This is a genomic window from Escherichia sp. E4930, from assembly GCF_005845405.1.
In the GTDB taxonomy this organism is placed as follows: domain Bacteria; phylum Pseudomonadota; class Gammaproteobacteria; order Enterobacterales; family Enterobacteriaceae; genus Escherichia.
Genome location: NZ_VCDZ01000004.1, coordinates 24,084 through 47,206, shown reverse-complemented (window position 1 = coordinate 47,206; position 23,123 = coordinate 24,084). Strand labels below are relative to the sequence as shown.

General features: G+C 52.3%; 18 protein-coding genes. 5 read left to right on the top strand and 13 right to left on the bottom strand.

Annotated elements, in window-relative coordinates:
- Positions 1–38 precede the first annotated feature (38 nt).
- Positions 39–3,320 carry a DUF5107 domain-containing protein gene (locus tag FFT88_RS07205; protein ID WP_135404516.1) on the bottom strand — a complete coding sequence of 1,094 codons (3,282 nt, stop codon included), beginning with the start codon at positions 3,318–3,320 and terminating at the stop codon, positions 39–41.
- Positions 3,321–3,437: 117 nt separating this feature from the next.
- Here FFT88_RS07205 and FFT88_RS07200 point away from each other — a divergent pair, with 117 nt between their 5' ends.
- Entirely contained in the window at positions 3,438–4,631 is a 1,194-nt protein-coding gene (locus FFT88_RS07200; protein ID WP_135404515.1) for an ROK family protein, read from the top strand.
- Positions 4,632–4,828: 197 nt separating this feature from the next.
- Here the strand turns inward: FFT88_RS07200 and glyA are convergent, their stop codons facing one another.
- A complete protein-coding gene (glyA, locus tag FFT88_RS07195) occupies positions 4,829–6,082 on the bottom strand; it encodes a serine hydroxymethyltransferase (RefSeq protein WP_130214655.1) in 1,254 nt (417 codons plus the stop codon).
- Positions 6,083–6,412: 330 nt separating this feature from the next.
- Between glyA and hmpA the strand changes: the two genes are divergently transcribed.
- The gene (gene hmpA, locus FFT88_RS07190; RefSeq protein WP_130214657.1) at positions 6,413–7,603 is read left to right on the top strand and encodes an NO-inducible flavohemoprotein; all 1,191 of its coding nucleotides are present in this window, start codon (positions 6,413–6,415) and stop codon (positions 7,601–7,603) included.
- 43 nt (positions 7,604–7,646) lie between these two features.
- Here the strand turns inward: hmpA and glnB are convergent, their stop codons facing one another.
- The 5 genes from glnB to purL all read right to left on the bottom strand — a co-directional run bounded on the left by glnB (position 7,647) and on the right by purL (position 16,158).
- On the bottom strand, positions 7,647–7,985 hold the full coding sequence (glnB, locus tag FFT88_RS07185; RefSeq protein WP_000717691.1) for a nitrogen regulatory protein P-II: 339 nt from the start codon (positions 7,983–7,985) through the stop codon (positions 7,647–7,649).
- A 60-nt stretch (positions 7,986–8,045) separates the two neighbouring features.
- Positions 8,046–9,380, bottom strand: coding sequence for a two-component system response regulator GlrR (glrR, locus tag FFT88_RS07180; protein WP_064526171.1), 1,335 nt, complete (start codon positions 9,378–9,380; stop codon positions 8,046–8,048).
- A complete protein-coding gene (gene qseG, locus FFT88_RS07175; protein ID WP_135404514.1) occupies positions 9,370–10,083 on the bottom strand; it encodes a two-component system QseEF-associated lipoprotein QseG in 714 nt (237 codons plus the stop codon). The genes glrR and qseG overlap by 11 nt, the downstream gene beginning before the upstream one ends.
- 163 nt (positions 10,084–10,246) lie before the next feature.
- On the bottom strand, positions 10,247–11,674 hold the full coding sequence (gene qseE / locus FFT88_RS07170; protein ID WP_130214661.1) for a two component system sensor histidine kinase QseE/GlrK: 1,428 nt from the start codon (positions 11,672–11,674) through the stop codon (positions 10,247–10,249).
- A 596-nt stretch (positions 11,675–12,270) separates the two neighbouring features.
- Positions 12,271–16,158 (bottom strand): phosphoribosylformylglycinamidine synthase, encoded by a 3,888-nt coding sequence (gene purL, locus FFT88_RS07165; protein ID WP_135404513.1) that lies wholly within the window; start codon positions 16,156–16,158, stop codon positions 12,271–12,273.
- Between the two features lie 257 nt (positions 16,159–16,415).
- Between purL and mltF the strand changes: the two genes are divergently transcribed.
- Positions 16,416–17,972 carry a membrane-bound lytic murein transglycosylase MltF gene (gene mltF, locus FFT88_RS07160; protein WP_131162555.1) on the top strand — a complete coding sequence of 519 codons (1,557 nt, stop codon included), beginning with the start codon at positions 16,416–16,418 and terminating at the stop codon, positions 17,970–17,972.
- Here the strand turns inward: mltF and tadA are convergent.
- Together tadA and yfhb are read right to left on the bottom strand one after the other, a co-directional pair.
- Entirely contained in the window at positions 17,969–18,472 is a 504-nt protein-coding gene (gene tadA, locus FFT88_RS07155) for a tRNA adenosine(34) deaminase TadA (protein ID WP_064526984.1), read from the bottom strand. The genes mltF and tadA overlap by 4 nt on opposite strands.
- Before the next feature lie 57 nt (positions 18,473–18,529).
- A complete protein-coding gene (yfhb, locus tag FFT88_RS07150; RefSeq protein WP_130214667.1) occupies positions 18,530–19,165 on the bottom strand; it encodes a phosphatidylglycerophosphatase C in 636 nt (211 codons plus the stop codon).
- 207 nt (positions 19,166–19,372) lie between these two features.
- Here yfhb and FFT88_RS07145 point away from each other — a divergent pair, with 207 nt between their 5' ends.
- Together FFT88_RS07145 and yfhL are read left to right on the top strand one after the other, a co-directional pair.
- Positions 19,373–20,221 carry a MurR/RpiR family transcriptional regulator gene (locus FFT88_RS07145; protein WP_135404512.1) on the top strand — a complete coding sequence of 283 codons (849 nt, stop codon included), beginning with the start codon at positions 19,373–19,375 and terminating at the stop codon, positions 20,219–20,221.
- Positions 20,222–20,276: 55 nt separating this feature from the next.
- Complete coding sequence (gene yfhL, locus FFT88_RS07140; RefSeq protein ID WP_001196283.1) at positions 20,277–20,537, top strand: 4Fe-4S dicluster ferredoxin YfhL; 261 nt, start codon at positions 20,277–20,279, stop codon at positions 20,535–20,537.
- Positions 20,538–20,730: 193 nt separating this feature from the next.
- On the opposite strand, the gene shoB is transcribed toward yfhL, so the two are convergent.
- From shoB to recO, 4 genes are all read right to left on the bottom strand, one after another.
- Entirely contained in the window at positions 20,731–20,811 is an 81-nt protein-coding gene (gene shoB / locus FFT88_RS07135; RefSeq protein ID WP_130214702.1) for a type I toxin-antitoxin system toxin ShoB, read from the bottom strand.
- A gap of 419 nt (positions 20,812–21,230) precedes the next feature.
- Positions 21,231–21,611 (bottom strand): holo-ACP synthase, encoded by a 381-nt coding sequence (gene acpS / locus FFT88_RS07130; protein ID WP_064526159.1) that lies wholly within the window; start codon positions 21,609–21,611, stop codon positions 21,231–21,233.
- Complete coding sequence (pdxJ, locus tag FFT88_RS07125) at positions 21,611–22,342, bottom strand: pyridoxine 5'-phosphate synthase (RefSeq protein WP_130207554.1); 732 nt, start codon at positions 22,340–22,342, stop codon at positions 21,611–21,613. Before pdxJ ends, acpS begins: the two co-directional genes overlap by 1 nt.
- Before the next feature lie 11 nt (positions 22,343–22,353).
- Positions 22,354–23,082 carry a DNA repair protein RecO gene (gene recO, locus FFT88_RS07120; protein ID WP_135404661.1) on the bottom strand — a complete coding sequence of 243 codons (729 nt, stop codon included), beginning with the start codon at positions 23,080–23,082 and terminating at the stop codon, positions 22,354–22,356.
- Positions 23,083–23,123: the final 41 nt, after the last annotated feature.

Below are 23,123 nucleotides of genomic sequence, written 5' to 3'. Positions count from 1 at the left end.
GGCAGCGCGTGCCGCTCAAATATTACAGTTAATAGGGTTTAGTGAACGCGGTTAAAAATAAAAGGCATCACGGTGGTGAATAATGCCGCTTTCGGCCAGGCCGGATTAATCGCAGTCAATTCAGCGCGAGCAGATTCGTATTGCGCAATCTCCCCTAGTCCAGCGGCCGCCAGCATCGCCACCATCAGGCATTTTTCTTTATGCTGCTGTTGTAAATCGCCATACAGCGACAACAAGTCAGGTTGCGAGACGGCAAAGAAATCCGCTTCGATACTGGTTTTCGCCATCTCTTGCGCCCACTGTTTCATTTCACTAAACAGTTGCTGTGCGGTTTGTTGTTCGCCCAGCAGTCGCAGCGCCATTCCTTGCCAGAAGAGATAATCAACCGGCTGATCGTTGTAATAACTGTGGATGTTAATGGTACGATCGCCGGTCGCCGCCAGACGTAAACAACGCGTCGCTTCAGTTTCATCGCCCTGAGCTTTGGCGCATATCGCCTGCCAGAACCAGATGTCGTTGTCAGTTTGCCCCGGTAAACGGCCTTCGCTTAAATTCTCCGGATAATGCAGCGCGGCATGAAGCAGTTCGCTGGCCTGCTGCGGCTGTCTGGCATCAAGATGCTGCCAGGCGCGTAACAATTGGTTAAGGATAAACTGACTGGTGACCTTCCCTTCCCCGCCTTCCCACGGGTGGAATTTGCGCGTAGCGAGAATGTCCGCCGCTTTGTCGGCCTGACCTGTGAGATGCCACAAATTGAGCAGTTCTGCGGTCATATCGTCGCGTTTCAGCGCAATTTCCAGATTATTTTCCAGACGCGCCAGTCGTTTCTCCGGTGTGGCTCCGCTTAACTTATCCAGCAAATCCCGTTCGAAAAGCAGACGTGCATCCTGCGGCGCAAGCTGATAAGCATTATCAAGATAGCGCGCGGCCAGCTCATAATCGTGTTGCTTATTCCACGCATGGATCGCCAACCCGCGCCAGCCGTCGGCAAACTCCGGTGACATCTCTACGCAACGCTGCCATAAAGTAATGGCTTTGTTGTAGCTACGCTTGTTGTAGTAGAAGCAGGCCAGTAAATGACGGGCAAACCAGCACTCTTCAATACTCTCCAGCGCCGCCACTTCTTCCAGCGTATTCGGGAAACGGACAAACTGCGGGAAGACATCAATGGCTTTTGCGACCAGTTCGCCGCGTTCGGCTTTCGGCAGCAAGCTGGCTTGCAGGTAAAGTGGCAGCGTGCGCTGACAGTCCAGTGCGTTCAGCATCTCTGCCGCCAGGGCGGGCATGCCCCAGTTAATCAATTGCCCGGCGGTCATCAGGGCGTTAACGTCGCGTCCCTGACACAGACCGCGCCACTGCGCGAGGGCTGATTCGCTACGACCATCGAACCAGTTCAGCCACCACAGAGTGGCGTTCAGCGGATAATCACGCAGCAGTTTCTCGCGCTGCAAACGCGCGTTGTCCTGACGACCACTTAACACCAGCAGCAGGTTATGCAGGCAAAGCACTTCCTGGTTGGTTGGGCAGGCGCGAAGACTTTGTTGGCAAAAATCCAGACCAGCGTCGAAGTTACCATTACGCGCCGCCAGGCGTGCCAGACCATAATATCCACCCGCTTTACTGTTCCCGCTCCATACCGCCCGCCAGAAATCCTCTTCGGCTTGTTGATATTGTCCCTGACGTTCGTAAGCACTGGCGCGAATCAAACTGGCCTGTCCACACTGCGGGTTTTTGTTCAGTGCATGTGCGCGTTTCAGCGCCTGACTGGCATACGCCACCGCTTGCGGGAAATCTGCGCGGTTATATTCCAGCATCGCCAGCGCCAGGTTACAGCGATAATCCAGCGGGTCCAGCGCCACGCCGCGCAGGTAGTAATCGAACGGTGAACGGCTGGCGTGATGATATTGCTCCAGATGCTGACCGATAAACCAGGCTTCATCTGTACTGGTAATGTCTTGTGCTGCCAGTGGCGCTTTGGCGACGTCCGGCAACGGCAACTCTTGCGGCTGATGTTCCTGATAACTCAGTACGATATTGCCGTCGGCATCGGAGAGTTCAATGGTCAGTCTGTCAGGATTGATACCGTGCAACACGCCCTGGATGGCGGTCGCTGGCATCAGGGTCACGGCATCATCGAGTAACGCGTTGCATTTGCCGATTTCGCGGATCGACAGACGGTATCCTTTCAACGGGGAGATGGCATACAGCCCCCACTCAATCCCCCGCTCGCTACGCTGGAGTTTTATCACCGCATCGCGGGAGGCATTTTGCACCATGCCCAGAGAATGATAAGGCAGGAAATACTGCTCGAACCGCTTCTCTTCGTAAGCATCAAGCCAGGTAAAATCGGGCTGGTTATCGGCAAAAATGCCGGTCATCAGCTCGATATACGGGCCGTTATTGTCGGTCAGACTCTTGTCCCACGCCTGGCCGAATTCACTGTGTCCCCAGCTCCACTGTTTTTTACCTGGCGCGATATGGTGGTTGGCAACGTGTAGCAAACCGCCATCTTCATCGTGACACCACGCGCCGACAAAATCATACTGCGATTTTTCGGCCATATATGAGGTTGGAACAGGCACATTTTTATAGCGAGAAATGTCCACTCCAGCGGAGTAGTCCACTTTGTAGTAAGTGCCGGTGGCGATGGGGAAAGCGGAGACGGCCCGTTTGCCGTGATCAAACACCGCAGTCACATCCGGCGGGAAAACGCTCTGATGCCCTTCACCCCCTTTCACTGCCGGGTTGGCCCACCACAAGAAATGACGCGGCGTGGCGTTGCCGTTATAGACGCGGCTGGCGATCTCCAGCGCCGCCCGGTCAGGGCGCAGTGTGAAACCAGTCATCACCTGTAAACCGTGCATCGGCTCCGTTTCACCGACCCACACCGTCTGTGCGCCGTCGTCATGGGCTTCGAGGGTGAAATCAACGGGCATAAAGGTGGTCGGGCGATGGTGTTGTGGCCAGTTAAACTCAATCCCGCCCGAAATCCACGGCCCCAGCAGCCCCACCAACGCCGGCTTAATGACTTCATTGTGATAGACAAAATCGCGCTGTTTCACTTTATCCCACGCTCGATGCACACGACCGCCCAGTTCCGGCAGGATCATCACTTTGATGTAGTCGTTTTCCAGCCACACCGCCTGCCAGGATTTCAGGGTTTTCTGCTCGCTCAGCGTATCGGTCACGCCATAGGGATAAACCGCGCCGGACGATCCCTGATAAACGCGATTTTCCAGGAACATGGGATGTATATCCTGCGGACCGGTTTCATAGGTCGGGATCTCAACGCGCTCTTGCCACACTTTTACTGGAGTCATGGTGCCCTCAATATTAACAAGACATACTGAATTAAAAGATTTGTGGCAGTGTATTGAACAATCTGGCAATGTTTTCGCGGAATAATCACGCAATTAACTAAACAAGGTTTAGTGAAGATGAGAGCCTGCATTAACAATCAACAGATCCGCCACCATAACAAATGCGTGATTCTGGAACTGCTGTACCGGCAAAAGCGCGCCAACAAGTCGACGCTGGCCCGGCTGGCGCAAATTTCAATTCCGGCGGTCAGTAATATTTTGCAGGAACTGGAAAACGAAAAGCGGGTGGTGAATATCGACGATGAAAGCCAGACGCGCGGGCATAGCAGCGGCACATGGCTGATTGCGCCGGAAGGTGACTGGACGCTATGCCTGAACGTGACGCCCACCAGCATTGAGTGCCAGGTCGCTAACGCTTGTTTAAGTCCGAAAGGCGAATTTGAATATTTTCAGATTGATGCACCGACACCGCAGGCACTGCTGTCCGAAATCGAAAAATGCTGGCATCGTCATCGCAAACTGTGGCCGGGCCGCACCATCAATCTGGCGCTGGCAATCCACGGGCAGGTTGATCCGGTGACTGGCGTATCGCAAACCATGCCGCAAGCGCCGTGGACAACGCCAGTTGAGGTGAAGTATCTGCTGGAAGAAAAGCTCGGTATTCGGGTGATGGTTGATAATGACTGTGTGATGCTGGCACTGGCAGAGAAATGGCAAAATAATTCGCAGGGACGGGATTTCTGCGTGATCAACGTTGATTACGGCATTGGCTCGTCGTTCGTGATTAACGAGCAAATTTATCGCGGTAGTTTGTATGGTAGCGGGCAGATTGGTCACACCATTGTTAATCCCGATGGCGTTGCCTGCGACTGTGGACGTTATGGCTGCCTGGAAACCGTCGCCTCGTTAAGCGCATTAAAAAAACAGGCGCGAGTATGGTTAAAATCACAACCTGGCAATACTCAACTTGATCCAGAAAAACTGACTACCGCGCAATTAATCGCTGCCTGGCAGAGTGGAGAACCGTGGGTCACCAGCTGGGTTGACCGCAGTGCCAACGCCATTGGTTTGAGTCTGTATAACTTCCTCAACATCCTCAATATTAATCAGATTTGGCTGTATGGTCGCAGTTGTGCCTTTGGTGAGAACTGGCTTAATACCATTATTCGCCAGACAGGATTTAACCCGTTCGACCGCGACGAAGGACCGAGCGTGAAAGCGACGCAAATTGGCTTCGGGCAATTAAGCCGCGCACAACAGGTGCTGGGGATTGGCTATTTGTATGTTGAGGCGCAGTTACGACAGATTTGACGGCGCGATAACGTAACAAGGCTTCCCGAAGGAAGCCTTGACGATCACAAACGTAAGATTGCCTGATGCGCTACGCTTATCAGGCCTACACGGATATTGCAATATATTGAATTTGCAAATTTTTGTAGGCCGGATAAGGCGTTCACGCCGCATCCGGTATGAACAACGAGCACGTTGTCAGCAAATCACCGTTTCGCTTACGCGTAAACCGGGTAACGTGCGCAGATGTCGAGAACTTTACCTTTGATGCGCTCGATAACCGCTTCATCATTGATGCTGTCCAGCACGTCACACATCCAGCCAGCCAGTTCTTTCGCTTCTGCTTCTTTGAAGCCACGACGCGTAATCGCCGGAGTACCTACACGAATACCAGAAGTTACAAACGGGCTCTTCGGATCGTTCGGTACGCTGTTTTTGTTCACGGTGATATTAGCACGACCCAGAGCGGCGTCTGCTTCTTTACCGGTCAGGTTTTTATCTACCAGATCAACCAGGAACAGGTGGTTATCAGTACCGCCGGAAACCACTTTGTAGCCGCGTTCCAGGAACACTTCTACCATCGCTTTAGCGTTTTTAGCAACCTGCTGCTGGTAAGTTTTGAACTCAGGCTCCATCGCTTCTTTCAGCGCTACTGCTTTACCCGCAATAACGTGCATCAGCGGACCGCCCTGACCACCAGGGAAAACGGCAGAGTTCAGTTTTTTGTACAGTTCTTCGCTACCGCCTTTTGCCAGGATCAGGCCGCCGCGCGGACCCGCCAGGGTTTTGTGAGTGGTAGTAGTCACTACGTGAGCATGAGGAACCGGGTTTGGATAGACGCCAGCGGCAACCAGGCCCGCAACGTGCGCCATATCAACGAACAGGTAAGCACCGATGCTGTCAGCGATTTCACGCATTTTCGCCCAGTCCACCACGCCGGAATATGCAGAGAAACCACCGATGATCATTTTCGGCTTGTGTTCTTTGGCTTGTTTTTCCAGATCTGCGTAGTCGATGTGGCCAGTTGAATCGATACCGTAAGGAACGATGTTGTACAGTTTACCGGAGAAGTTAACCGGAGAACCGTGAGTCAGGTGACCGCCATGCGCCAGGTTCATACCCAGAACGGTATCACCTGGTTCCAGCAGCGCGGTGTAGACCGCAAAGTTAGCCTGGGAGCCGGAGTGCGGCTGGACGTTAGCGTAGTCAGCGCCGAACAGCTCTTTCGCACGATCGATCGCCAGTTGTTCAACGATATCAACATACTCGCAACCGCCGTAGTAGCGCTTGCCCGGATAACCTTCAGCATATTTGTTGGTCAGCTGAGAACCCTGCGCCTGCATTACGCGCGGGCTGGTGTAGTTTTCGGAGGCGATCAGTTCGATGTGCTCTTCCTGACGTACTTTTTCCTGCTCCATAGCCTGCCACAGTTCGGCATCATAATCGGCAATGTTCATTTCACGCTTTAACATCCGCATCTCCTGACTCAGCTAACAATAAAATTTTTTCGCCTAATTTTGGCGGTCCTGATGGACAACGGCGAACAGTATAACCGAATCATTGTGCGATAACAGGTCTTGACAAAGGAATTTACGCAAACGATTACCTCCAAGCTGTGCAAGGCTTTGGAGAATAAAGGGCCTGCAACCGGAAACGGATTTCTTTTCAGGTTTGTGATGCAAATTTTTCACTTCATCACATTCTTGATGAAAAACACCAAAAGAACCATTTACAGTGCAGGGCTATTTTTTATAAGATGCATTTGAGATACATCAATTAAGATGCAAAAAAAGGAAGACCATATGCTTGACGCTCAAACCATCGCTACAGTAAAAGCCACCATCCCTTTACTGGTAGAAACAGGGCCAAAGTTAACCGCCCATTTCTACGACCGTATGTTTACTCATAACCCAGAACTCAAAGAAATTTTTAACATGAGTAACCAGCGTAATGGCGATCAACGTGAAGCCCTGTTTAACGCTATTGCCGCCTACGCCAGTAATATTGAAAACCTGCCTGCGCTGCTGCCAGCGGTAGAAAAAATCGCGCAGAAGCACACCAGTTTCCAGATCAAACCGGAACAGTACAACATCGTCGGCGAACACCTGTTGGCGACGCTGGACGAAATGTTCAGCCCAGGCCAGGAAGTGCTGGACGCGTGGGGTAAAGCCTATGGCGTACTGGCTAATGTATTTATCAATCGCGAGGCGGAAATCTATAACGAAAACGCCAGCAAAGCCGGTGGCTGGGAAGGTACTCGCGATTTCCGCATTGTGGCTAAAACACCGCGCAGCGCACTGATCACCAGCTTCGAACTGGAGCCGGTCGACGGTGGCGCAGTGGCAGAATACCGTCCGGGACAATATCTCGGCGTCTGGCTGAAACCAGAAGGTTTCCCACATCAGGAAATTCGTCAGTACTCTTTGACTCGTAAACCTGATGGCAAAGGCTATCGTATTGCGGTGAAACGCGAAGATGGCGGGCAGGTATCCAACTGGCTGCACAATCACGCCAACGTTGGCGATGTCGTGAAGCTGGTAGCTCCGGCGGGTGATTTCTTTATGGATGTGACAGATGACACGCCGGTAACACTGATCTCTGCGGGTGTAGGGCAAACGCCAATGCTGGCTATGCTCGATACGCTGGCAAAAGCAGGCCATAACGCCCAGGTAAACTGGTTCCACGCGGCAGAAAATGGCGATGTTCACGCCTTTGCTGATGAAGTTAAGGAACTGGGGCAAGCACTACCGCGCTTTACCGCGCATACCTGGTATCGCCAGCCGAGCGAAGCCGATCGCGCTAAAGGTCAGTTTGATAGCGAAGGTCTGATGGATTTGAGCAAACTGGAAGGTGCGTTCAGCGATCCGGCCATGCAGTTCTATCTCTGCGGTCCGGTTGGCTTCATGCAGTTTGCCGCGAAACAGTTAGTGGACCTGGGTGTGAAGCAGGAAAACATTCATTACGAATGCTTTGGCCCGCATAAAGTGCTGTGATTTGATGTTGCCGGATGGAGACATCCGGCAACCATGACACGGTTTAAATCGCCGCGTCGTCCTCTTCGCCGGTACGGATACGAATGACCCGTGCCACGTCGAAGACGAAAATTTTACCATCACCAATTTTGCCGGTTTGCGCCGTACGAATAATCGTGTCTACGCAGATATCGACAATGTCGTCCGGCACGACGATCTCAATTTTCACCTTCGGCAGAAAATCCACCATATATTCCGCACCGCGATACAGCTCAGTGTGGCCTTTCTGGCGCCCAAAGCCTTTCACTTCGGTCACGGTCATGCCGGTAATACCGACTTCGGCCAGTGCTTCACGGACATCGTCCAGCTTGAAGGGTTTAATAATCGCATCAATCTTTTTCATGCTATTCCTTGAAAAGGTCGCCTGTCTTTTGATCTGCTAAACGTAACACATTACACCGATTCATTCCTTGAAATCGTTTGCATCCAGCTCGTGTCGGGAAAGCAGTTTATAAAATTCTGTCCGGTTACGCCCCGCCATTCTCGCCGCGTGAGTGACGTTGCCTTTGGTGATTTGCAGCAACTTGCGCAAGTAATTGAGTTCAAACTGGTTACGTGCCTCAACAAAGGTGGGCAGCGCCGTGTTTTCGCCCTCCAGCGCCTGCTCTACTAATGCATCGCTAATCACCGGAGATGATGTCAGCGCCACACATTGTTCAATCACATTGACCAACTGGCGCACATTTCCCGGCCAGCTGGCAGTCATCAGGCGTTTCATCGCATCGGTGGAGAACGCGCGGACAAACGGTTTATGTCGCTCTGCCGCCTGGCGCAATAAGTGGTTTGCCAGTAGCGGAATGTCTTCCGTGCGCTCTGCCAGTGCCGGAATTTTAAGGCTGACGACATTGAGGCGGTAATAGAGATCTTCGCGAAATTCCCCGCGCGCCATCGCTTTTGGTAAGTCGCGGTGAGTGGCAGAAATAATCCGCACGTCGATATCAATATCGCGGTTACTGCCCAGCGGACGGACTTTTCGTTCCTGCAATACGCGCAGCAATTTGACCTGCAACGGTGCGGGCATATCGCCAATCTCATCGAGAAACAGCGTACCGCCTTCCGCCGCCTGGAATAAACCTTCGCGATTGCTGACGGCACCAGTAAACGCGCCGCGTGCATGACCAAACAGCTCCGACTCCAGCAACTGCTCGGGCAATGCGCCACAGTTAATGGCAATAAACGGCTTGCTGTTACGCGGGCTGGCGTTGTGGATAGCCTGGGCAAAAATCTCTTTCCCGGTGCCGCTCTGACCGTTAATCAAAACGCTAACGTCTGATTGCGCCACCAGCCGGGCCTGTTCCAGCAAGCGCAGCATCAGCGGGCTGCGAGTGACAATCGCCTCGCGCCAACGTTCGTCGGTGGCTGGGGCGGATTGTTCCAGCGCATCGTCAATTGCCTGATATAACGCGTCTTTATCGACGGGCTTAGTGAGGAAACTAAACACGCCCTGCTGTGTCGCAGCAACGGCATCGGGAATGGAGCCATGCGCGGTGAGGATGATTACCGGCATACCTGGCTGCACTTTCTGGATTTCAGCAAACAGTTGCATACCATCCATTTCATCCATCCGCAGGTCGCTGATGACTAAATCCACTTTTTCACGATTCAGTATCCGCAGCCCCTCGGCACCACTTTCTGCCGTGACCACGCTGTAGCCTTCGCTGGTCAGGCGCAGGCCAAGTAATTTCAGTAATCCCGGATCGTCATCGACCAATAATAAATGCGCAGGTTTATGGCTCATCAGGGGTGACCTCATTGGTGGATGGCGCGTTTTTTTCACTCTCGTGCGGCGTGTCCGGTGGGAAATTTCCGGCCGGTTTGCGAGTCGAGAGTTGGCGTTCAATATCCGTCAGGTTCTCCAGCTTGCGGGTGGTTAGTTCCAGTTGTTGCTGTAGAACGTGTTGCTGCTGGCGCAGGGCGTCCAGTTCGCTGTCGCTGGATTGCTGGAGTTTACTGTAACGTAGGCGCTCTTCCGCCAGTTGCAGTTGCAGCGCCTGTCCGTCGCGCCAGAGTTGATACAACGGGCGAACCTGCGCCGGGATCTCAGTACTTAACGCATCAATGCGCGCGACCAGTTGGCGGCGCTCAAAAGGCGTGATTTTGGCATCGGCAAGCAAAATCCCCTGCTTAAAGGTATTTTGCCAGCTGCCATCACCATACTTGCGTGCTTCCTGACGCGACTGCGCTGGCATCAAGCGGTTGGCGCAATCCATCGCCCGTAGCCAGTAAAGCGGGTTAGTTTCAGTTGATTTACCTTGCAGCGCCCAGATGTCGCTACATTCAGTAGGAAGATAATCAGCCAGTTGATAAACCGGGATTTTTTCTTCTACTGGCGCATTAATGGCTGGCTTATTGTGATTCTGCACGCAGCCCAGCAGCGCCAGACAAGGCAACCCCGCCAGCCACAGCCGTCGGGATAAAAATCGTTGAAAAATGTGTCGCATATTCACCAGACTCAGAGCCTATCCCAGTGGGCGTAATTGTTGCAGGCAGTTTGGACACGGACAGCGCGGAGAAACCGGAGCGTACACGTAGTACGTGAGGATTTCGAGCACTGCCCGGGGCCGAACTGGCAAATAAAATAGCCTGATGGGATAGGCCTTAACATTATTTCGTGTTTTTCGACGAAGGCAATTCAATGCGGAAGCAAACGTCTTGCCCGCTCTCGTCGACCAGATACAGTTCCCCCTGCATACGGCGAATACAATCCCTGGCAATGCTTAATCCCAGACCGCTCCCCTTCACCGCCCCTTTTCGCTGGTGACTTCCCTGAAAAAAGGGTTCGAAGATCATGGCGCGTTCCTCTTGCGGAATGGGTGTGCCTGTATTGATGACATCAATATAAACCCGTGCGCCATGTAAACTGCTGCGAAGGCAAATGTTACCGGATTCAGCCCCGTAGTGCACCGCATTGGAGTAAAGATTATCCAGCACGCTCATCAGCAGCATGGGTTCCGCCAGGCATGCTGTTGCCTTGAGATCGACGTCGGTATGCATCATTTTAGTCCGAGCTGGCAGACTGTGAGCGGAAACTACCGTCTCCACCAACGGTGCCAGCTCAACATTCTCCAGTTCCACCGCGCCATCTGCCTGTTTACGGTTGTAATCAAGCAGTTGTTCTATAAGTTTTTGCAAATTGCGGCTGCTGCTGTCGAGGATGCTTACCACCTCTTTTTGCTCTGGCGTAAGCGGCCCGACAACCTGGTCAGCCAGTAATTCAGTGCCCTCGCGCATACTCGCCAGTGGCGTTTTTAATTCATGAGATAAATGTCTTAAAAATTGATGGCGCTGGGATTCCAGCCATGACAGGCGTTCACTTAACCAAAGAATACGTTGCCCAACCGAGCGTAACTCGCTCGGTCCGCTGAACGAGACGCTATTACCCAGTGAGCGTCCTTCCCCCAGACGGTTGATCATCCGCTCGATATTTTTCACCGGACCAATAATCATTCGGGTGAAAAGCAGCACCATTATCAGACTCACCAGAAACAACACCAGTGACTGCCAGCCGAAATACTGTCCGCGTTCGGCTATCTCTCGCTGGAGTTGTTGCCCGCGTGAAAACACCACGGTACGCGTGGCCTGTACCATTTCGGCATTGGCATTGGCAAAGGCTTCCAGACGCGCAGCCGCCGCCGCATCCGGCCCACTGTTGTTACACTGAAGTTGAGCCAGATTGTTCAAATCCTGACGCAATGCCTGGTAAAGTTTATCGTCCGGCAGCACGCCAGCGTGGGCATCGAGCATTTCGCTGTAACGTTTACGCTGGCTTTGATAGACCTTCGCCAGGGTTGAGTCGTCCAGCACGCAATACTGACGGTAGCTACGCTCCATCTCCAGTGCCGCATTAGTCATTGCCTCACTGCGCCGGGCGTCAATAAGCGTTGTGCGATTGACCAGCGCCGCCTGATCGCTAAGCGCATTAAGGCTTTGCCAGGCTTGCCATGCCAGTACCAACAGAGGCAGCAGAATCAGCAAGAATGCCAGCATGACTAATTGTCGTAATGAACGTGGAAAAACAGGCCAGCGTTTCAAGGTGTTACTCTCGTCAGACGCGAATAGCCTGATGCTAACCGAGGGGGAGTTCAGATACAACAAAGCCGGGAATTACCCGGCTTTGTTGTGGAATAAGGCGGTGCCTAACTCGACGTTTCGCCCGATGGTTGATATAGCTACGCTGATATCAGAAGTTGGACGGCAGGCACCTTGTTGTGCGTCATTCGAATTTTATGTAGCACGTCCCGAAGGGGCTGACATAAGTGGGTGAATGAGCCACTGGTTATTATTATGCAGTAACTGTGCCAATAAATAAAATGGTTTGATAACGTACTGATAAAACATAGCTTTAATGAATTAATGGTTGTTCCAATGGTTGGCTATAAATCAGACAGTGTGTCGCTTAAAAGAGACGCCCAAAGCTTAAATTATTCGTTTTAAATTAAATCAATAAGTTATATGTCACCTATAAGCGACACGGCAAACCACCCATTGTCGTGATTTACAGACACAAAAAAAGCTCCCGGAGTTGGGAGCTTATAATTGTTGGCTAAGTGGTTGTGTGTAATGCCGGATGCGGCGTGAAAGCCTTATCCGGCCGACAAAACAATGGGTTGCGTGAAATTTCCGCAGCCTTACCCCAGCTGCTTACGCGCATTACGGAAAATACGCATCCATGGGCCATCCTCGCCCCAGTTTTCCGGATGCCAGGAGTTGCTGACAGTACGGAAAACACGCTCCGGGTGCGGCATCATAATGGTGACTCGACCACTTTCAGTCGTGACCGCCGTAATACCATTCGGGGAACCGTTCGGGTTAGCCGGGTAGGTTTCGGTGACTTTGCCGAAATTATCGACATAGCGCAGCGCAACCAGCCCTTTGCTTTCCAGTGCCGCCAGATGCGCCGCATCGCGTACTTCAACGCGCCCTTCACCGTGAGACACAGCAATCGGCATCTGCGAGCCCACCATCCCCTGCAACAGCAGAGACGGGCTTTGGGTCACTTCAACCAGGCTGAAACGCGCTTCAAAGCGATCGGAGGTGTTACGCACGAAACGAGGCCACAGCTCGCTACCTGGGATCAGCTCACGCAGATTAGACATCATCTGGCAACCGTTACATACCCCCAGCGCCAGCGTTTGCGGACGATGGAAGAAGGTTGCAAACTCATCGCGTACACGGTTGTTGAACAGAATAGACTTCGCCCAACCTTCACCGGCACCCAGCACATCACCGTAGGAGAAACCACCACACGCGACCAGGGCGTGGAAATCCTCCAGACCAGTGCGTCCAGCCAGCAGATCGCTCATATGCACGTCGATAGCGTCGAAGCCCGCACGGTGGAAAGCTGCCGCCATTTCAACATGCGAGTTCACCCCTTGCTCACGCAGCACGGCCACTTTCGGGCGTGCGCCAGTGGCAATATACGGTGCTGCCACATCTTCGTTGATATCGAACGACAGTTTCACATTCAGGCCCGGATCGGCGTCGTTTGATTTCGCCTGATGCTCCTGATCGGCACACTCCGGGTTGTCACGCAGGCGCTGCATCTGCCAGGTGGTTTCCGCCCACCAGACACGCAACGTGGTGCGGCTTTCGCTGAATACAGTCTGCCCGTTGGCGGTAATCACAAAACGATCGCCAGAAACCGCCTGGCCAACATAATGGACGCACTCAGCAAGGCCATGCTGTGCCAGTACCGCTTCGACCGCTTCACGGTCAGCGGCACGAACCTGAATCACCGCTCCCAGTTCTTCGTTAAACAACGCCGCCAGGTGATCGTCGCCCAGAGAGGCGATATCCGCGTCAATGCCGCAATGACCAGCAAAGGCCATTTCCGCCAGCGTTACCAGCAGGCCGCCATCAGAGCGGTCGTGGTACGCGAGCAGCTTACGCTGTGCAACCAGCGCCTGAATCGCGTCATAGAAGCCTTTCAGTTGCGCGACGTCGCGCACATCAGCCGGTTTGTCGCCAAGCTGACGATAAACCTGCGCCAGTGCCGTTGCGCCCAGCGCATTATTGCCAAGGCCCAGATCAATCAGCAGCAGTGCGTTATCTTCGGTAGAAAGCTGCGGCGTGATGGTGTGACGTACATCTTCCACCCGAGCAAATGCAGAAATAACCAGCGACAGCGGCGAGGTCATTTCGCGCTCTTCGCTACCTTCCTGCCAGCGGGTTTTCATCGACATTGAATCTTTACCCACCGGGATCGTCAGGCCCAGCGCCGGACAAAGCTCTTCGCCCACGGCTTTAACGGCTTCATACAGGCCCGCATCTTCACCAGGGTGGCCTGCCGCCGCCATCCAGTTGGCGGAAAGTTTAATGCGTTTGATATCGCCAATTTGTGTTGCGGCGATGTTGGTTAACGCTTCACCGACCGCCAGACGGGCAGAAGCGGCGAAATCCAGCAGCGCAACAGGCGCACGTTCGCCAATTGCCATCGCTTCACCGTAGTAGCTGTCGAGGCTGGCAGTAGTGACCGCACAGTTAGCGACCGGCACCTGCCACGGACCCACCATCTGATCGCGCGCCACCATGCCGGTTACACTACGGTCGCCAATGGTAACGAGGAAGGTTTTCTCCGCCACGGTCGGCAGATGCAGCACACGTTTCACCGCGTCAGCAATGGTGATCCCTTCACGGGCCAGCGCATCGCCTTTCGCTTTCAGCGTTTGCACATCGCGGGTCATCTTCGGCGTTTTGCCCAGCAGTACGTCCAGCGGTAGATCGATCGGCTGATCATCAAAATGACGATCGTGCAGAGAAAGATGCAGTTCTTCGGTCGCTTCACCAATCACCGCGTAGGGCGCGCGTTCACGCTTACACAGTTCGTCAAACAGTGGTAACTGATCGGCAGCAACCGCCAGCACGTAGCGTTCCTGGGACTCGTTACACCAGATTTCCAGCGGGCTCATACCCGGTTCGTCGCTCAGGATATCGCGCAGTTCAAATTTACCGCCGCGCCCGCCGTCGCTCACCAGTTCCGGCATGGCGTTAGAAAGACCGCCTGCGCCGACGTCGTGGATAAACAGAATCGGGTTCGCATCGCCAAGCTGCCAGCAACGGTCGATCACTTCCTGGCAACGACGTTCCATTTCCGGGTTGTCGCGCTGAACAGAAGCAAAGTCGAGATCCGCATCAGACTGACCAGACGCCATAGAAGACGCAGCACCGCCGCCAAGACCGATGTTCATTGCCGGGCCGCCGAGAACGACCAGCTTCGCACCAACGTTGATCTCGCCTTTTTGTACGTGATCGGCGCGAATGTTGCCGATCCCGCCCGCCAGCATGATCGGTTTGTGATAACCGCGCAGCTCTTCGCCGTTGTGGCTGTTCACTTTTTCTTCATAAGTACGGAAGTAGCCGTTCAGCGCCGGACGACCAAATTCGTTGTTAAATGCCGCGCCGCCCAGCGGACCTTCGGTCATGATGTCCAGCGCGGTGACAATGCGCTCAGGCTTACCGAAATCTTCCTCCCACGGCTGTTCGAAGCCAGGAATTCGCAGGTTGGAAACGGAGAAACCAACCAGACCGGCTTTCGGCTTCGCGCCGCGCCCGGTGGCACCTTCATCGCGGATTTCACCGCCGGAACCGGTCGCCGCGCCCGGCCACGGAGAAATTGCCGTCGGGTGGTTGTGAGTTTCGACTTTCATCAGAATATGCGCCGGTTCCTGATGGAAACCGTAACGGCCCGTTTCGTGGTCAGCAAAGTAGCGGCCCACTTCAGAACCTTCCATCACCGCGGCGTTATCTTTATACGCAGAGAGAACGTGATCCGGCGTGGTTTCGAAGGTATTTTTGATCATCTTGAACAGCGATTTCGGCTGCTGTTCACCGTCGATAATCCAGTCGGCGTTAAAAATTTTGTGGCGGCAGTGCTCAGAGTTCGCCTGGGCGAACATATAGAGCTCGATGTCGTTCGGGTTACGACCAAGCTTTGTGAAAGCATCTTGCAGATAGTCAATTTCATCTTCCGCCAGTGCCAGGCCAAGACGCAGGTTAGCGTCGATTAGCGCCTGACGGCCCTGCCCCAGCAAATCAACGCTGGTGACCGGAGTCGGTTGATGATGCGCAAACAGCAGCTCTGCATCATCTAAAGCAAAAAAGACCGTTTCCATCATGCGGTCGTGCAGTTCAGCGGTAACCTGCTGCCACTGTTCATTGGTCAGCGTACCGGCTTCTATATAGTAAGCAACGCCGCGCTCAAGGCGGTTTACCTGTTGCAGCCCGCAGTTATGAGCGATATCGGTCGCTTTCGAAGACCAGGGAGAGATGGTGCCAGGACGCGGGGTCACCAGCAGTAATTTGCCTTCCGGGGCATGGCTGGCGAGTGCCGGACCATATTTCAACAGGCGTTCAAGTTGCGCGTGCGCTTCTTCGTTTAACGGCGCATTGAGGTCAGCAAAATGGACATACTCGGCGTAAATGTTGTGAACCGGGAGCCTGGCAGCCTGAAAACGCGCCAGCAGTTTATTGATTCGGAATGCCGACAGTGCAGGCGAACCACGCAGAATTTCCATCATAAGTCTCTCGTCTTCTAAGCTTTCGGTGTACCCAAGGGGGGGAAACGGGCGTCATTATAAAGAATCTGCTGCGCTGACGAAACCGTTTGCGTGGAAATAAAATCACCATCGTGAATTAGCAACGCGTGCCGCCAATGGCTGTAATAAGTTGCCAACTGGCACAGGTTTACGCAAAATGCCGCTCATTGATGATTATACCTTTGTTTAGCATATCGTTTTTTCAAGCCAGGACACGAACGACACAGAGAATTAACTAATTGAAAAAATTAAAGATTAATTATCTGTTCATTGGCATTCTGGCACTGCTTCTCGCGGTAGCTCTCTGGCCATCTATTCCTTGGTTTGGTAAAGCCGACAACCGTATCGCCGCCATTCAAGCGCGGGGAGAATTGCGCGTGAGCACCATTCATACTCCCCTCACATGGAATGAGATTAACGGTAAATCTTCCGGACTGGATTATGAGTTGGCCAAACAATTTGCCGACTACCTCGGCGTGAAACTGAAAGTGACCGTACGGCAGAATATCAGCCAGTTGTTTGACGATCTCGACAACGGCAACGCCGACCTGCTGGCAGCAGGTCTGGTTTATAACAGTGAGCGGGTAAAAAACTATCAGCCTGGTCCTACCTATTATTCCGTATCACAACAACTGGTTTACAAAGTGGGTCAATATCGCCCACGCACGCTGGGCAATTTGACGGCGGAACAGCTCTCCATCGCACCAGGACACGTCGTCGTTAACGATCTACAAAGACTGAAAGAAACTAAATTCCCGGATTTAAGCTGGAAGGTGGACGACAAAAAAGGCTCAGCGGAATTACTGGAAGATGTCATCGGAGGTAAGCTGGATTACACCATTGCTGATTCTGTCGCCATCAGCCTGTTCCAGCGAGTTCACCCGGAACTCGCCGTGGCACTCGATATCACCGATGAACAACCAGTGACCTGGTTTAGCCAGTTAGATGACGATAATACCCTTTCCGCAGCTCTGCTCGACTTCTTCAACAAAATGAATGAGGACGGCACGCTGGCACGCATTGAAGAGAAATACCTGGGGCATGGCGATGATTTTGATTATGTCGATACGCGCACATTTTTACGCGCCGTCGATGCGGTGCTGCCACAATTAAAACCTTTGTTTGAGAAATACGCCGAGGAAATTGACTGGCGTTTGCTGGCGGCTATTGCTTACCAGGAATCACATTGGGACGCGCAGGCCACCTCGCCAACCGGTGTGCGCGGCATGATGATGTTGACCAAAAATACCGCGCAAAGCCTGGGCATTACCGATCGTACCGATGCTGAACAAAGCATCAGCGGCGGCGCGCGTTATTTGCAGGATATGATGAGTAAAGTGCCGGAAAGCGTGCCAGAAAATGAACGGATTTGGTTTGCGCTCGCCGCTTACAATATGGGTTATGCGCATATGCTGGATGCCCGCGCCCTGACGGCAAAAACCAAAGGTAATCCAGACAGCTGGACCGATGTTAAACAACGTCTGCCTTTACTTAGCCAGAAACCCTATTACAGCAAGCTGACTTACGGTTATGCGCGGGGACATGAAGCTTACGCCTATGTCGAGAATATCCGTAAGTATCAGATTAGTCTGGTGGGGTATCTGCAAGAGAAAGAAAAGCAGGCAACAGAAGCGGCGATGCAGCTGGCTCAGGATTATCCGGCAGTGTCGCCAACAGAATTGAGTAAAGGGAAATTTCCTTTTCTCTCATTTCTTTCACAGTCGTCATCTAACTATCTGACACACTCCCCTTCGCTGCTGTTTTCCAGGAAGGGAAGTGAAAAGAAGCAAAATTAATCCGCAGAAGATTGCGCTTTTTTCTGCGCTTTGATTTCCTGACGGCGCATGCGAAAGAAGTCGCTGAGCAGCGCTGCACACTCTTCCGCCAATATCCCTTCCGTGATTTCCACCCGGTGATTCATGCCCGGATGGTGCAACACATCCATTAATGATCCGGCAGCCCCCGTTTTCGCATCACGTGCACCAAAAACTACACGACCAATCCGGCTGTGAATCATCGCTCCAGCGCACATCACACACGGCTCCAGCGTGACATATAATGTGGCATCGATCAGGCGATAATTTTGCATCACCAGACCACCCTGACGCAGGGCCATGATTTCAGCGTGCGCGGTAGGATCATGCCGACCAATCGGACGATTCCAGCCCTCGCCGATTACCCGGTTGTTATGCACTAATACCGCGCCGACCGGTACTTCCCGCTCGTCCCAGGCACGCTTTGCCAGCGTCATGGCATGGCGCATCCAGTATTCGTGACTAAATTCGACTTCAGACAAAAAGAAAACTCCGGTTATAAAAGCGCGGCGCATTATACACGGACGCTATGCTTTACTCTATTCCAGTTGCTGGAGTTCACCGCGCGGGGTTACTCGCCAACGATGCTGGCAGAAATAAAGCAGCGGGTTGTCCTGATTACTGTCGCTGTAACCACTGTACAACCGCAGTGGCGTGCCGATTTTGCGTTCCAGTTGCGCGACCTTCTCATGCCCGAGGCAACGCATTGTCAATACCCAGCCGCCATAACCACGCTGAATTTGGCTGGCGATAAGATTCACCCGCGGTAACCAGGGCGTATCGAAATAGACCGCTTCAACCAGCGGCTGTGGAGAACCGGTAATCAACCAGATATCAGCATCAGAACTGAGCAAGTAGGTGGTCAGGCGCTCTTGCACCAGCGGAAAGGCAGTCACATTGTCGCGAAACCAGTGTACAAAATCGGCTTGTAATGCCTGTAAACGCGCTTCGCTGTGACCAAAAGTGCATCCCCACAATAGCAGACTCATCGGCCAGCGCGCAGCACGGCCTTTTATCAATAATGCCATGACAATAACCGGCAATAGCGGCAGGACAAGCAGTGTATTCAGCGGTTGGCGACGCAGTAAGTAGCGCAGAAAACTACCGAACATATCCTGTTGATGCAATGTTCCATCTAAGTCAAAAAACACCACACGACGCTCGTGAGTTGCCAAACCATACTCCTCTGGACTGAAACATCCTGATTAATCATCGCTACTACATAGCCTAACAGATAGATCATCACTTTTCCGGCAACAATCTACCGTATAATGCTGAATGGAATTTTTAATTCATAGATCTTACAAGCTATGGAATATAATATTCACTCGCTTGTGTCTCATATTGCCTGTTGTCGCCATTATTTTATCGCGAGGAAAGATATGAACGGCTTACTTCGTATTCGTCAGCGTTACCAGCAGCTTGCCCAGAGTGATAAAAAACTGGCGGACTATCTCCTGCTACAACCTGATACGGCGCGCCATTTAAGTTCGCAGCAATTGGCCAACGAAGCTGGGGTCAGTCAATCCACCGTAGTGAAATTCGCACAAAAACTCGGCTATAAAGGTTTTCCAGCCTTAAAACTGGCGTTAAGCGAAGCTCTGGCAAGCCAGCCGGAATCCCCTTCTGTCCCCATTCATAACCAAATTCGCGGTGATGATCCGCTGCGACTGGTGGGGGAAAAACTCATAAAAGAAAACACGGCTGCCATGTATGCGACGCTGAACGTTAACAGTGAAGAGAAATTGCATGAATGCGTGGTGATGCTGCGTTCTGCGAGGCGGATTATTTTGACTGGCATTGGCGCTTCGGGTCTGGTAGCGCAAAACTTTGCCTGGAAACTGATGAAGATTGGTTTCAATGCTGCCGCAGAACGCGATATGCATGCGTTGCTCGCTACTGTACAGGCATCTTCACCGGACGACCTGTTATTAGCCATCTCTTACACTGGTGTACGACGTGAGTTAAATCTCGCGGCAGATGAGATGCTGCGCGTGGGTGGAAAGGTGCTGGCAATTACCGGTTTCACGCCGAATGCTCTGCAACAACGAGCGTCGCACTGCCTGTATACTATTGCCGAAGAACAGGCGACGAATAGTGCATCGATCTCCGCTTGCCACGCTCAGGGAATGCTTACAGATTTGCTGTTCATTGCGCTAATCCAGCAGGACCTGGAACTGGCGCCTGAGCGCATTCGCCACAGCGAAGCACTGGTGAAAAAACTGGTTTGAGCAAAGAATGCGCGTATAATGCCCGCCCGGTTTGTGTTGTTTTGAGAGTTTCCTTATGGCGCTGTTAATCACTAAAAAATGCATCAATTGTGATATGTGTGAACCTGAATGCCCGAATGAGGCGATTTCAATGGGAGATCATATCTACGAGATTAACAGCGATAAGTGTACCGAATGCGTAGGTCACTACGAGACGCCAACCTGCCAGAAGGTGTGTCCGATCCCTAATACTATTGTGAAAGATCCGGCGCATGTCGAGACAGAAGAGCAGTTGTGGGATAAATTTGTGCTAATGCATCACGCAGATAAAATTTAATATTCTGCTCCTGAAGTAGAATATTAATTATTTATAGACAAAAGCTTAACGCTATTATATTTATTCAAATGATGACAACGGCATAATTATTCGCCAAATGAATTCATATAATATCTGCGCAGACATTTATTTATAATTATTAAAGGCGCGCCTGGCTGGTTAACCTGACGCGCCTTAAGTACGTTTCCTTGTGTTATAAGAACAGAAGGATCAGCTGTAAAACAGCAATGATGACTTTAATGACCCGTTTAAACAGGTATCGACAATCAGTCATTCGTTTTTCCTTAAACAAGGAATGCAGCCGTTCAGATTAGCCCTTACATCTCCCCAAAACTGAACGTGCGAGTTATTGAGGATGCATGCTGCACTCCACACCAGAGCTTTGACGACACCACTCGTTTCAATGGGGGAATTCAGTGGCATGGTGTAAAGCACAGCAAAATCGCCAATAACGAAGCCAATTTTAATGTACTTACGAATTTGCAGTCACGTTAATATTTCCATCAATATCGCTTTCTTCGTAAAGGCTCGAGTTTTTATGATAAAGATTGCAAGTTGCTTGTAAAAGATAACCACCCTGATCCATAATCGCTGTTGTTGAGGGTGCATGCTGCACAAAATTAAAGTTATGAAGTAAAACCCCCGTTCCTTACCAGTTCGGGGGTTTTACTTTATAAAGAGAACGGTATTATTTTAACTTTCAATAATTACCGTGGCGCAAGCATAATGACGTTCATCTGCCAGCGTCACATGCATATGTGCGACGCCCAGCTTTTCCGCGAGTTTTAATGCCTCGCCCCACAGTCGCAACCGTGGCTTACCAAGCTCATCGTTGAATACTTCAAACTGATTAAACGCCAGACCATTGCGGATCCCGGTTCCAAACGCTTTTGCCGCCGCTTCTTTCACAGCAAAACGCTTCGCCAGAAAACGCACTGGCTGTTGGTGCGTTTTCCAGATTTCCCATTCGTTATCGCTTAATACGCGGCGAGCCAGGCGCTCACCGGATCGGGCGATCACCGCTTCAATGCGAGCGATCTCCACGATATCCGTGCCTAAACCTAATATTGCCATTAGCCACGCGCTTCCAGCATCAGACGCTTCATTTCTGCCACCGCATCTTTCAGTCCGGTCATCACAGCACGACCAATAATGGCATGACCGATATTCAGTTCGTGCATCTCAGGGATGGCGGCAATGGCTTTCACGTTGTGATAGGTCAGACCGTGTCCGGCGTTAACTTTCAGACCGAGACTTGCGGCAAAGGTCGCGGCTTTAGCAATGCGCGCCAACTCTTGCGCCTGTTCAGCGTCAGTTTTTGCATCGGCATAACAACCGGTGTGGATCTCGATAAACGGGGCGCCTACCTCTGCTGCAGCTTTGATCTGCTCTTCATCTGCGTCGATAAACAGAGAAACCTGAATCCCGGCATCCGCCAGACGTTTACAGGCATCGCGCATTTTGTCACGCTGACCTGCGACGTCCAGGCCACCTTCGGTTGTCACTTCCTGGCGCTTTTCCGGTACCAGGCAGCAAAAATGAGGCTTCGTCTCAATGGCAATCGCCAGCATCTCTTCGGTCACCGCCATTTCCAGATTCATGCGGGTATCCAGCGTCTGACGCAGGATGCGCACGTCGCGGTCAGTAATGTGGCGACGATCTTCACGCAAATGCACGGTAATGCCATCCGCGCCAGCCTGCTCGGCAATAAACGCGGCCTGCACCGGGTCGGGGTAAGCAGTACCACGTGCATTACGCAGCGTTGCGATATGGTCAATGTTGACGCCCAACAGTAATTCAGCCATGACAATCCTCATCAGTCATTATGTGTTTGCACTGTTCGCTTAGGTATAAACTGCCGGAACAGTTCCCTGCTCTTTAATGGTTTACCGCCAAGATACGGCTTAAGCGCCATGCGGGTAAAGCGTTTCGCGGCACGCAATGTGTCTGCGTCAGGAAATTCCCGCGTGTGTAACGCTTTCAACTGCCTTCCGGTGAACGTTTTATTGTCGATAACGACGCTTGCGATAAACCCTTTTTCTTCGCGATAACGATACGTCATGGAGTCATCCACCGGTTCGCCGCTACCTGCACAATGGGTAAAATTGACGCCATAACCCAGATGCCCGAGCAATGCCAGTTCAAAGCGGCGCAACGCGGGTTCCGGTGTGCCTGTGGCTCCAGCCAGAGACTGGATGCAGTGCAAGTAATCGAAAAAGAGTTCAGAGAAGCGCGTCTCGTATTCCAGCACGCGGGAGAGAAGTTCGTTGATGTACAGACCGCTGTAAAGCGTGATACCGCTTAATGGCAGCGCCAATGAGACAGCTTCAGCACTGCGCAGTGTTTTGACTTCACCGCGCCCACCGAAGCGAAGCAAGAGAGGCGTGAAAGGCTGTAATGCACCTTTCAGGGTAGAGCGTTTAGAGCGTGCGCCTTTGGCAACCAGACGCACGCGACCCGACTCCTCCGTGAAGACATCCAGCATCAGGCTGGTTTCGCTCCACGGGCGACTATGCAGGACAAATGCGCGCTGCCAGCCTTCCATCATACTCGTCGCCTTTCAAGTTGCAGGTGCCTTGGCTGCAC